This is a genomic window from Volucribacter psittacicida (genome assembly GCF_004339025.1).
GTDB lineage: Bacteria > Pseudomonadota > Gammaproteobacteria > Enterobacterales > Pasteurellaceae > Volucribacter > Volucribacter psittacicida.
In genome coordinates this window covers 260,353-272,345 of record NZ_SMFT01000002.1, presented here as the reverse complement: position 1 = coordinate 272,345, position 11,993 = coordinate 260,353, and the positions used below count along the sequence as shown (strand labels likewise).

10 protein-coding genes are annotated in these 11,993 nt (G+C 38.6%); 9 read left to right on the top strand and 1 reads right to left on the bottom strand.

The genetic code is table 11. From position 1 onward, the window contains the following. The first annotated feature begins 9 nt into the window (after positions 1-9). The 9 genes from pgeF to glyS all read left to right on the top strand — a co-directional run bounded on the left by pgeF (position 10) and on the right by glyS (position 9,333). Positions 10-768, top strand: a complete 759-nt coding sequence (gene pgeF, locus EV694_RS04635; RefSeq protein WP_132690836.1) for a peptidoglycan editing factor PgeF — start codon at positions 10-12, stop codon at positions 766-768. A 76-nt stretch (positions 769-844) separates the two neighbouring features. Next, positions 845-1,288 (top strand): peptidoglycan-binding protein LysM, encoded by a 444-nt coding sequence (lysM, locus tag EV694_RS04630; protein WP_132689943.1) that lies wholly within the window; start codon positions 845-847, stop codon positions 1,286-1,288. 208 nt (positions 1,289-1,496) lie between these two features. Next, positions 1,497-2,795: a trigger factor gene (tig, locus tag EV694_RS04625; RefSeq protein ID WP_132689940.1), complete on the top strand. Its 1,299-nt coding sequence runs from the start codon at positions 1,497-1,499 to the stop codon at positions 2,793-2,795. A gap of 189 nt (positions 2,796-2,984) precedes the next feature. Continuing rightward, positions 2,985-3,566, top strand: a complete 582-nt coding sequence (gene clpP / locus EV694_RS04620) for an ATP-dependent Clp endopeptidase proteolytic subunit ClpP (protein WP_132689937.1) — start codon at positions 2,985-2,987, stop codon at positions 3,564-3,566. Between the two features lie 14 nt (positions 3,567-3,580). Then, positions 3,581-4,825, top strand: coding sequence for an ATP-dependent protease ATP-binding subunit ClpX (gene clpX, locus EV694_RS04615; RefSeq protein ID WP_132689934.1), 1,245 nt, complete (start codon positions 3,581-3,583; stop codon positions 4,823-4,825). A gap of 152 nt (positions 4,826-4,977) precedes the next feature. Beyond that, positions 4,978-5,886: a glycine--tRNA ligase subunit alpha gene (gene glyQ, locus EV694_RS04610; protein WP_132689931.1), complete on the top strand. Its 909-nt coding sequence runs from the start codon at positions 4,978-4,980 to the stop codon at positions 5,884-5,886. A gap of 3 nt (positions 5,887-5,889) precedes the next feature. Further along, entirely contained in the window at positions 5,890-6,153 is a 264-nt protein-coding gene (locus EV694_RS04605) for a hypothetical protein (RefSeq protein ID WP_132689928.1), read from the top strand. 45 nt (positions 6,154-6,198) lie between these two features. Further along, a complete protein-coding gene (locus tag EV694_RS04600) occupies positions 6,199-7,251 on the top strand; it encodes a PDDEXK nuclease domain-containing protein (protein ID WP_132689925.1) in 1,053 nt (350 codons plus the stop codon). Between the two features lie 15 nt (positions 7,252-7,266). After that, positions 7,267-9,333, top strand: a complete 2,067-nt coding sequence (glyS, locus tag EV694_RS04595; RefSeq protein WP_132689922.1) for a glycine--tRNA ligase subunit beta — start codon at positions 7,267-7,269, stop codon at positions 9,331-9,333. Between the two features lie 512 nt (positions 9,334-9,845). Here the strand turns inward: glyS and metG are convergent. Continuing rightward, positions 9,846-11,891 carry a methionine--tRNA ligase gene (gene metG, locus EV694_RS04590; RefSeq protein ID WP_132689919.1) on the bottom strand — a complete coding sequence of 682 codons (2,046 nt, stop codon included), beginning with the start codon at positions 11,889-11,891 and terminating at the stop codon, positions 9,846-9,848. Between the last annotated feature and the right edge of the window lie 102 nt (positions 11,892-11,993).

Here is an 11,993-nt window from a genome sequence, read left to right as displayed (position 1 = left end):
AAAAACATGATGAAAAAAATTATTCCAGCTTGGCAATGTTCAACAAATGTACGGGCTTTTACCACGACTAGAATGGGGGGCGTGAGTTTACCGCCTTTTGAGAGTTTTAATCTTGCGACTCATGTTGGCGATGAAAAAAATTCTGTGGAAACGAACCGCACTTTGTTAGTGCAACAAGGGCAATTACCCCATATGCCTGCGTTTTTACAACAAGTACATAGCACCAAGGTCATCAGGCTACCCGAGGATCTTTCATCAACAGATACGCCCATTGCTGACGCCGTTTATACTTGTCAGCCTAATCAAGTTTGTCTAGTGATGACCGCCGATTGTTTGCCTGTCTTATTGGTTAATCAACAAGGCAATGAAGTGGCGGCAGTACATGCTGGCTGGCGAGGGTTATGTGAGGGCATTTTAGAAAACACCTTAGCGAAATTTCAGTCCAATCCGACACAAATTCTTGCTTGGCTTGGTCCAGCCATTAGCCAAAACGCCTTTCAAGTGGGGGAAGAGGTTAGGCAACAGTTTGTACAGCGAGATCCACAAGCGGCACTGGCTTTTAAACAAGATAAAAGTGCGGTGGGAAATCAAAATAAATTTTTGGCAGATTTATATTTATTAGCGAAACAACGCCTAAATGCCTTGGGTGTAAGCCAGATCACAGGTGGCGAATATTGCACTTATCGCCAAGCCGAGCATTTTTTTTCTTATCGGCGTAAACAACAAACAGGAAGAATGGCAAGTTTGATTTGGTTTGAGCCATCTTAGTGAGCTGGACTTTTTGCAAAAAATTGATTATTGTACTCAGCCAATTATTTAGTTAGTTGAGTTTAAGGAAAGAAAAATGGGATTATTTGATTTTGTTGGCGATATTGGTCGCAAATTATTTTCTAAACAAGAAGAGGCTTCACAAGCCGTAACACAACATATTAACGAAGATAACCCGGGGATTGAAGATGTATCGGTAACCGTTGATAATGGCGTGGCAAAAATTGAAGGCAATGCAGAATCTGCCAGTGCCTTAGAAAAAGCCATTCTTATGGCAGGAAATATCGCTGGTATTACGGAAGTCAACGCAGATGGCGTAACCATTAAAAATGGTGAAGCCTTAGCCAGTGATGAGCAGTTTTATGTAATACAAAAAGGCGATACTCTATGGAAAATTGCTCAAACTTACTATGGTAATGGGGCAAAATATACCGCCATTGTGGAAGCCAATAAAGAAGTGATTAAAGATGCGGATAAGATTTTCCCGGGACAAAAAATCCGTATTCCTAAAAATCTTTAATGATTTCAAGCTGATTTTATTCGTCATCTCAACGACAGTCGTTTATTTTATGTTTAAAAAATAGTCGAATGTCGTTTTTTATTTGGCATTTTTTCGTCTGTTTCTAGACTGTTCGCTTGAGTATGGCTATAATTTGCGGTCTAATATTTTATTTTCGTGTTCGGTGCGGTTCGCCGAGTGCAATGATTGATTATTTTGAGGTGCATAAATGCAATTTTCAGTAGAAACAACACAAGGACTTGAGCGTCGTATCGAGATTACTGTACCCGCTGAAACAGTAGAACAGGCGGTACGCGAGGAATTAAAAAAAGTCGCTAAAAATGCTCGCGTTGATGGCTTCCGTAAAGGTAAAGTTCCACCAAGCATTATTGAGAAACGTTTTGGTTTATCTGTTCGTCAAGATGTCTTAGGCGATTTGATGCAAAAACATTTCTTTGATGTCATTATCAAAGAAAACATCAATTTCGTGGGCCGTCCAACCTTTAACCCAGAGCAAATTGAAGCAGGGAAAGACTTTAAATTCTCAGCAACCGTTGAAGTCTATCCAGAAATTGCATTAAAAGGCTTAGAAAATATTAAAGTAGAAAAAGATATTGTTGAGATCAAAGAGACTGATATTGACAATATGATTGAAGTATTGCGTAAACAACAAGCCACTTGGAAAGAAACAGAAGAAGCGGCTAAAGCAGAAGATCGTGTAACCATTGATTTTGCTGGCACAGTAGATGGCGAAGCCTTTGACGGCGGTAAAGCCTCAGACTTTGTATTATTAATGGGACAAGGTCGTATGATCCCGGGCTTTGAAGAAGGCATTGTTGGACATAAAGCGGGCGAACAATTTGATATTAATGTCACTTTCCCAGAAGAATATCACGCAGAGAACTTAAAAGGTAAAGCAGCGACATTTGCCATTACCTTGAAAAAAGTAGAAGTGATGGAATTGCCAGAAGTAACTGATGAGTTTGTGGCTAAATTTGGGCCAAATACCAAAACTGTCGCTGACTTACGCAATGAAATCAGCAAAAATATGCAACGTGAATTAAACAATACTTTGACTTCTCGTGTTAAAAATCAAGTGATTGATGGTTTATTAGCGGAAAATCAAATTGATGTGCCTGTGGCTGCTGTTGAACAAGAAATTGAAGCATTGCGTGCTCAAGCGGCACAACGTTTTGGCGGTAATAGCAAGCAAGTAGCTGAATTACCAAAAGAATTATTTGAAGAACAAGCGAAACGTCGTGTTCAAGTAGGTTTATTGTTATCTAAGGTGATCAGTAGCAATGAATTAAAAGTGGACGAAGATCGTGTGGCTAAAATGATTCAGGATATTGCTTCAGCTTATGAGCAACCACAAGAAGTTGTAGAATATTACAATTCAAATAAAGAATTAATGAATAATATTCGTAATGTGGTGTTAGAAGAACAAGCCATTGATGCAGTATTAAGCAAAGCGCAAGTAACGGAAAAAACCGCATCTTTTGATGACGTGATGAATCCGAGAGCCTAATTTGATTTATTTTTGATTGTGTAAGTGCGGTCATTTTTGGGTAAGAAAATGACCGCACTTTTTTATAATGTATTTCAAATGAAAACGATAGTCGTCCTACTTTAAAATGATACGACTATATTAAATCAAGCCTTTTCATAAAAATTCAGGTAGAATAGGCGAATGATTAACATTGATAATGAGGTAGTTATGAGCGTTATTCCTATGGTCGTAGAACAAACTGCTCGTGGTGAGCGTGCTTACGACATTTATTCTCGTTTACTCAAAGAACGTGTGATTTTTTTAAGTGGTGAAGTTGAAGATCGTATGGCGAATTTAATTGTCGCTCAATTATTATTTTTAGAATCCGAAAACCCTGATAAAGACATTAATATTTATATTAATTCCCCGGGTGGCTCGGTAACCGCAGGTATGGCGATCTATGACACCATGCAATTTGTTAAACCAGATATTCGCACCCTTTGCATTGGGCAGGCTTGTTCCATGGGGGCATTTTTATTAGCTGGTGGTACAGCAGGTAAAAGAGGGGCTTTACCTAATGCTCGTGTGATGATCCATCAACCCTTAGGCGGTTTTAGAGGACAAGCCTCAGATATTCAAATTCACGCCCAAGAAATCTTAAAAATTAAAGAAAAACTCAATGAGCGTTTGGCATTTCATACTGGGCAGCCATTAGAAAAAATTGAACGTGATACGGATCGTGATAATTTTATGTCGGCAGAACAAGCCAAATTATATGGGCTTGTTGACGAAGTTATTACAAAACGATAAGAGTTGGGAAAAATATGACAAAAGATGAAGAATTATATTGTTCATTTTGTGGTAAAGAACAAAAAGAAGTGGATAAATTAATTGCAGGTACATCAGGTTATATTTGTAATGAATGTATCGAATTATGCCACCATATGCTAGAAAATAGCGAAACACAAACTGACGAGCAAGTGGAAGGTCAGGCGGTTGAAGAAGAAAGATTACCAACCCCTCATGAAATTCGAGCTCATTTAGATGATTATGTTATTGGGCAAGATTATGCCAAGAAAGTGCTTTCTGTGGCGGTGTATAATCATTACAAACGCTTGCGTAGTGAATATAAAACAGATGATGTAGAGTTGGGTAAAAGTAATATTTTGCTCATTGGACCAACAGGAAGCGGAAAAACCCTTTTAGCAGAAAGTTTAGCGAGAATGTTAAACGTACCTTTTGCAATGGCTGATGCCACAACGCTAACCGAAGCAGGTTATGTTGGCGAAGATGTGGAAAATATTATCCAGAAATTATTGCAAAAATGCGATTATGATCCCGAAAAAGCGGAGCAAGGCATTATCTATATTGATGAAATTGATAAAATTTCACGCAAATCCGATAACCCATCAATTACCCGTGATGTTTCTGGCGAAGGGGTACAACAAGCCTTATTAAAATTAATTGAAGGCACGATTGCCTCAATTCCACCACAAGGCGGGCGTAAACACCCGCAACAAGAATTTTTGAAAGTGGATACTTCAAAAATCTTATTTATTTGTGGTGGAGCCTTTGCTGGACTGGATAAGATTGTAGAAAAACGTGTTCACGTGGGTAGTGGCATAGGTTTTGGTGCAGAAATTAAAGGCGAACAGGATCAACAAAGTCTTAGTGAATTATTTAAACAAGTTGAGCCTGAAGACTTAATGAAGTTTGGCTTAATCCCTGAGTTTATTGGACGTTTGCCTGTGGTTGCACCATTAAGCGAACTGGATGAAAATGCCTTAGTACAAATTCTTACTCAGCCGAAAAACGCCCTGACAAAGCAATATCAAGCCTTGTTTAAACTGGAAAATGTTGAGTTAGAATTTACCCCTGAAGCTCTTACAGCTATGGCGAAAAAAGCCTTAGCACGCAAAACAGGGGCAAGGGGATTACGTTCAATTGTTGAATCTGTATTGTTAGACACCATGTATGATTTGCCTTCTTTGAATGATTTACAAAAAGTCATTATTGATGAAGAAGTTATTACTGATAATCAATTACCGAAATTGGTTTATCAACAATAATTGAATAAATGATTTTAAAAGTGCGGTGGGAAAATAAATTATTTTTTACCGCACTTTTTTGTTTTACGGATTAATCGTTTTTTCGTCTATTATCATTCGTCATTTTAGGCTATACTAATCCGCATTTACTTTAAAAAATAGAACAGATTATTATGAGCGCAAAATTCAATGTAAAAACCTTTCAAGGTATGATCCTTGCCTTACAAGATTACTGGGCAAATCAAGGTTGTACAGTAGTACAACCCTTTGATATGGAAGTGGGAGCAGGGACTTCTCACCCAATGACTTGCTTGCGTGCCATTGGGCCAGAACCGATGGCATTTGCCTATGTTCAACCTTCACGCCGTCCTACCGATGGACGTTATGGCGAAAACCCAAACCGTTTACAACATTATTATCAATTCCAAGTGGTGATTAAACCCTCGCCTGATAATATTCAAGAATTATATTTAGACAGCTTAAAAATGTTAGGCTTTGATCCTACTCAAAATGATATTCGTTTTGTGGAAGATAACTGGGAAAACCCAACTTTAGGGGCGTGGGGCTTAGGTTGGGAAGTTTGGTTAAATGGTATGGAAGTTACCCAATTTACTTATTTCCAACAAGTGGGTGGCTTAGAATGTAAACCTGTTACCGGCGAAATCACTTACGGTTTAGAACGGTTAGCGATGTATATTCAAGGGGTAGATAGCGTCTATGATCTGGTTTGGTCTGATGGTCCACTGGGTAAAACCACCTATGGCGATGTGTTTCATCAAAATGAAGTGGAACAATCCACCTATAATTTTGAATATGCTGATGTGGATTTTCTTTTCCAATGCTTTGATCATTATGAAAAAGAAGCCCAATCACTTCTCTCCTTAGAAAAACCGTTACCTTTGCCAGCCTATGAACGTATTTTAAAAGCGGCTCATAGTTTTAACCTACTTGATGCCCGCAAAGCCATTTCTGTTACCGAACGTCAACGCTATATTTTGCGTATCCGTACCCTAACCAAAGGGGTGGCAGAAGCATATTATGCAAGCCGAGAGGCGTTAGGGTTTCCGGGGTGTAATAAATAAATTATGCGACCGATTTTATATTTTGCTCACTGGTGTCCTGATACTGAACCATTTATCGCAGAACTAAAACGCTTCAAGATTGATTATGAAGCTGTGGATATTACGCAGAATGGTGGTAATTTGAAAGCCTTTTTAAGGTTGCGTGATCGTCTTTCTGCTTTTGATGAAGCTAAACAAAATGGTTATATTGGTATTCCAGCACTGTTGTTAGATAAGGATACTGTCGTGTTAGATGCGACAAAGTTAGATGATATTTTTGCCCAATAAGGCATAAGCCAAAGTGCGGTGAGTTTTGCAGGAGTTTTGTCTGAGATGAAAATAGAAAAACAAATTGCAATTAATGATCAACAATTAGTTAGTGAAATTAGTCAATTAATTCAGGACAGTAAACAACGTGTTACTGTTAGCGTCAATGCGGAACTTACCTTACTTTATTGGCATATTGGACAACGAATTAGCCTGCATATTTTGCAAGGTGAACGAGCAGAATATGGTAAAGAAGTGATAAAAACATTGTCCCAACATTTGACCGCACAATTTGGCAAAGGTTGGGGACGTTCACATCTTAATTATTGCGTAAAATTTGCGGAAACATTTAGTGATCTACCAATTGTCCACGCACTGCGTGGAAAATTGAGTTGGACACATTTTAAAGCCTTAATTTACATTGATGACCCAATAAAACGTGATTTTTATGCCACTATGGCTGCTCAAGAACAATGGAGTACAAGAACTTTAGACGAACGCATTGGTTCTTTACTTTTTGAACGCACCGCCATTTCCAAAAAACCTGAAGAAACCATTATTGCTGAATTGACCAATTTGCGTGAAAAAGGGCAATATAACCAAGCATTAATGTTAAAAGATCCCTATATTTTAGACTTTCTCGATCTTAATGATCGCTATTTAGAAAAAGATCTTGAAGATGCTATTTTGCGAGAAATTGAGCAATTTTTATTAGAATTAGGGGCGGGTTTTAGTTTTGTGGCAAGGCAAAAACGTATTCAAATTGATCAGGATGATTTTTATTTAGATTTGCTATTTTATAACCGAAAATTAAAATGCCTAGTTGCCATAGAATTAAAAACAGAAGCCTTTAAAGCCGCTCATAAAAGCCAAATGGAGCTTTATTTAGCTTGGCTAGCTAAATATGAAAAAGAAGAAGATGAGAATAATCCAATAGGCATAATTCTTTGTACTGGCAAAAAACAAGAACAAATAGAATTATTGGATCTTAATAATTCAGGCATTCATATTGCAGAATATTTAACGGTATTACCGCCAAAAGAACTGTTATTAGAACGTTTACATTCTGCTGTTAAACGCGCTAAACAACGTTTTAATTCAAAAAATGATATTCATTAAATTAGAGAAAACACAATGACTACAAGAAATTTCCTTGCCGAAATTGGCACAGAAGAATTGCCACCAAAGGCACTCAAAAAATTGGCTCTCGCCTTTGCCGAGAATGTTGAACAGAGCTTAATCCAAGCGGATTTAACCTTTGACAAAGTAGAATGGTTTGCTACTCCACGCCGTTTGGCAATCAAAGTATTAGGGCTTGCTGAACAGCAGCCGAGCAAAGAAATTGAAAAGCGTGGTCCAGCTATTTCGGCGGCATTTGATAGTGAAGGAAAGCCGACAAAAGCGGCAGAAGGTTGGGCAAAAGGTTGTGGTATTCGTGTAGAGCAAGCACAGCGTATTAGCACCGACAAAGGCGAATGGTTAGTACATCGAGCCACCGTAGCAGGGCAAGCCACCAAAGATCTCTTGTTAGATATTGTTGCCAATGCGTTGGCTAAGTTACCGATTCCAAAAACTATGCGTTGGGGCGATAAAAATGAATATTTTGTTCGCCCAGTGCATACGGTAACCCTATTATTTGGTGATGAATTAATTCAAGGGGAAATTTTAGGGATAAAAAGCGACCGCACTTTACGGGGACATCGCTTTTTAGGGCAGCCAACATTACAGATTGATAATGCCGATCAATATCCAGCCTTATTGCAAGAAAAAGGCTCAGTTATCTCCGATTTTAATCAACGACAAGCCCTAATTTTAGAACAAGCTCAGCAAAAAGCCGCTGAGTTAGGCGGACAAGCGGACATTGAACAGAGTTTACTTGATGAAGTAACCGCCTTGATTGAATACCCAAATGTGCTCACTGCCACCTTTGAAGAACGCTTCTTAGCAGTGCCAGCAGAAGCCTTAGTTTATACCATGAAAGGCGATCAAAAATATTTCCCAATTTATGATAAACAGGGCAAATTATTACCGCACTTTATTTTTGTTTCTAATATTAACCCAGCTGATCCAACGGCGATTATTGAAGGCAATGAAAAAGTGGTTCGCCCACGTTTGACGGATGCTGAATTTTTCTTCAAAACCGATTTAAAACAACGGTTAGAAGATCGCTTGCCTCGCTTGGAAAGTGTATTATTCCAGCAACAATTAGGTACATTAAGAGATAAAACCGCTCGCATTGAACAATTAAGCGGTATTATTGCTCGCCAAATTGGTGCAGATGAGCAAAAAGCAAAACGTGCTGGGCTGTTATCCAAATGTGATTTAATGACCAATATGGTATTTGAATTTACTGATACCCAAGGGGTTATGGGAATGCACTATGCTCGCCACGATGGCGAAGATGAAGAAGTGGCAGTAGCGTTAAATGAACAATATATGCCACGTTTTGCGGGCGATGATTTGCCACATTCTTTAGTGGCTTGCTCCGTGGCGTTAGCGGATAAATTTGATACCTTAGTGGGCATTTTTGGTATCGGACAACATCCAAAAGGCGATAAAGATCCTTTTGCCTTACGCCGTGCAGCACTAGGGGTATTGCGTATCATTGTTGAGAAAAATCTTCCCCTTGATATTGAAAATTTAGCAGAAAAAACCACCGCACTTTATGGTGATAAATTAACCAATTCAAATGTGGTACAAGATGTGGTGGACTTTGTATTAGGACGTTTCCGTGCTTGGTATCAAGATGAAGGCTTTAGTATTGATGTGATTCAAGCGGTATTAGCCCGCCGCCCAACCAAGCCAGCGGATTTTGACGCCAGAGTGCGTGCTGTTTCGCATTTCCGTCAATTAGAAAACGCCCAAGCTCTCGCGGCTGCCAATAAACGTGTAAGCAATATTTTAGCCAAAGCAGAAGGAAAAATTGGCGATATCAATTTAGCACTTTGCGTTGAACCTGCGGAAAAAGCCTTAGCGGAAGCGGTGTTAGCTTTAACGCAAACGATTGAGCCATTAATCGCGCAAGGCGACTATATTGCCGTACTCGATAAATTAGCGGCGTTGCGTCAGCCTGTGGATAATTTCTTTGAAAACGTAATGGTTAACAGCGAAGATCAACAGCTACGCCATAACCGCCTCGCCATTTTGCAACACCTGCAAAATCTTTTCTTACAAGTGGCGGATATTTCGTTGTTGCAATAGGAAATGCTAAATAAGGTATGATATTTAAAAAAGAACGATAATAACATATCGTTCTTTTTACAAATTGGCGTAATGGACAAAAATGCGAGGAAAAAGTGGGTTAAGTCCTTATACTACAAGGCTAACCTACTTTTTTAAAATGAATAAAAAATAGTTCATATTGTCAAAATAATTCAATCTATAAACATGGAAACAGAAAGGGGGAGAAGCAGTGGGACACAGCATTCTCAGGCTTCAACCTTACAGTCCTGACCTTAATCCAATTGAACATACTTGGGCTTGAATAAAGTAAAAATGCAAGAGTGGCGGTTAAATTGCATTGATCGTTTATTCTTTTATTTTATGTGGTTGTGTGGCGATTTTTAATGGGTTTGACTATAAGACAGATCGGCACATCGAATAAATTACAACGAGTACAGCGAGGCGTGCCAAGGCTGTATTATTTTAAAGAGGAGCAACAATTATATTTTGGCACAATCAAGATATTCCTTGATTGTGCCTTACTTTAATTTTTAACTCACTTTCATCCCCGCTAATGCGTGTTGATCCGCTGAAAGTAAAGCTAATACTTTATCATCTGCCGTTGCACCTGTTAGGATCATGCCTTCTGAAACGCCAAATTTCATTTTGCGTGGGGCTAAATTTGCTACGACAACCACAAAGCGTCCAATTAATTGTTCAGGTTGATCGTAGGCTGACTTAATGCCTGAAAAGATTTGTCGTGTTTCATTACCTAAATCTATTTGGAATTTCAGGAGTTTTTTGGATTCAGGAACGGCTTCACACTGAACCACTTTACCAATGCGTAAATCTAATTTTGCAAAGTCTTCAATGCTAATTTGTGGGCTTATGGGTTCAAATTCTTGCGAATTTTGTACCGCACTTTGCTCAGGGGTTGAGGTATGTGCTGCGTTTTCTTGTTTTGACGCTTCAATCATGGCTTCAATTTGTTTCATTTCTACCCTTGAGAATAAGGCTTTAAATGGTTCAATGTTATGATCCAATAAAGGTTGTGCTAAGTTATCCCACATCAACTCGGTATTTAAAAAGGCTTCAGAACGTGCGGTAAGCTGTGGTAATACAGGTTTTAAATAGCCCATTAAAATGCGGAATAATTGAATCCCCATGGAGCATACTTGATGCAATTCTTGCTCTTTTTCAGGATCTTTCGCCATTACCCAAGGGGCTTTTTCATCAATATATTTGTTGGCTTTATCCGTTAATGCCATAATTTCTCGAATTGCTTTGCCAAACTCTCGATGTTCATAATATTGAGCAATCTGTTCTGATTGAGCAATGAACTCATCAAATAAGGTTTGGTTTTCTAAGGCAGAGGCTAATTTGCCATTAAAGCGTTTATGAATAAAGCCAGCGTTGCGTGAGGCAAGGTTGACTAATTTATTGACGAGATCAGTATTAACACGTTGTACAAAATCTTCTAAATTGAGGTCAAGATCGTCAATACGATGGCTTAATTTTGCCGCATAATAATAGCGTAAACATTCAGGATCTAAATGCTTCAAATAAGTTGAGGCTTGGATAAAGGTGCCTCTTGATTTAGACATTTTTTCGCCATTAACGGTAACATAGCCATGTACAAAAATATTAGTAGGTTTACGCAATCCCGCCCCTTCAAGCATTGCAGGCCAGAATAAGCTATGGAAGTACATAATATCCTTACCAATGAAATGATAAAGCTCTGTATCGCTTTCTTTTTGCCAGAAACGATCAAAATCAATACCGCCCTTTTTCATACAAAGGTTTTTAAAAGACGCCATATAGCCAATAGGGGCATCAAGCCAAACATAAAAATATTTGCCTGTTTGTCCTGGAATTTCAAAGCCAAAATAAGGCGCATCACGAGAAATATCCCATTGTTGTAGCCCTGCTTCAAACCATTCTTGCATTTTGTTTGCCACTTCTGTTTGTAATGCGCCAGAACGATTCCATTCTTTTAACATGGATTCAAAAGCAGGTAAGTCAAAAAAGAAATGTACAGACTCTTTGATTACAGGCGTTGCTCCTGAAATAGCGGAACGAGGATTGATTAATTCTGTTGGATTGTAAGTGGCTGAGCAAACTTCACAATTATCACCATATTGATCCTGTGCTTTACATTTTGGGCAAGTGCCTTTTACAAAGCGATCAGGCAGAAACATTTGTTTTTCGGGATCAAATAATTGTGAGATTGTACGGGATTTAATAAAACCGTTTTGATTTAGACAATGATAAATCTGTTCCGATAATTGGCGGTTTTCTTCGCTATGGGTGGAATGGTAATTATCAAAGCTAATATTAAAGCCATTAAAGTCTGCAATATGTTGTTGCTGGACTTGGTCGATAAGTTGTTCTGGGCTTATTCCCATTTGATCGGCTTTAAGCATAATGGGGGTGCCATGGGCATCATCAGCACAAACAAAATGAACTTGATGACCTCGCATACGTTGAAAACGTACCCAAATATCCGCTTGAATATGCTCAAGCATATGCCCTAAATGTATTGGGCCATTAGCATAAGGTAATGCACAAGTAACTAAAATATGACGATGAGTTGACATTCTCTTGATTTCCTAAATGATACGCAAAAAAATTGGTTTAATGTTACCTTAATCAAGCCATTTTTTCCAGTTTAACCGCTGTTTGGTATTTAACAGAGAGGG

Coding starts and splice junctions, on each gene's coding strand:
- pgeF (WP_132690836.1), top strand. CDS start 10: ATGAAAAAAATTATTCCAGCTTGGCAATGTTCAACAAATGTACGGGCT.
- lysM (WP_132689943.1), top strand. CDS start 845: ATGGGATTATTTGATTTTGTTGGCGATATTGGTCGCAAATTATTTTCT.
- tig (WP_132689940.1), top strand. CDS start 1,497: ATGCAATTTTCAGTAGAAACAACACAAGGACTTGAGCGTCGTATCGAG.
- clpP (WP_132689937.1), top strand. CDS start 2,985: ATGAGCGTTATTCCTATGGTCGTAGAACAAACTGCTCGTGGTGAGCGT.
- clpX (WP_132689934.1), top strand. CDS start 3,581: ATGACAAAAGATGAAGAATTATATTGTTCATTTTGTGGTAAAGAACAA.
- glyQ (WP_132689931.1), top strand. CDS start 4,978: ATGAGCGCAAAATTCAATGTAAAAACCTTTCAAGGTATGATCCTTGCC.
- EV694_RS04605 (WP_132689928.1), top strand. CDS start 5,890: ATGCGACCGATTTTATATTTTGCTCACTGGTGTCCTGATACTGAACCA.
- EV694_RS04600 (WP_132689925.1), top strand. CDS start 6,199: ATGAAAATAGAAAAACAAATTGCAATTAATGATCAACAATTAGTTAGT.
- glyS (WP_132689922.1), top strand. CDS start 7,267: ATGACTACAAGAAATTTCCTTGCCGAAATTGGCACAGAAGAATTGCCA.
- metG (WP_132689919.1), bottom strand. CDS start 11,891: ATGTCAACTCATCGTCATATTTTAGTTACTTGTGCATTACCTTATGCT.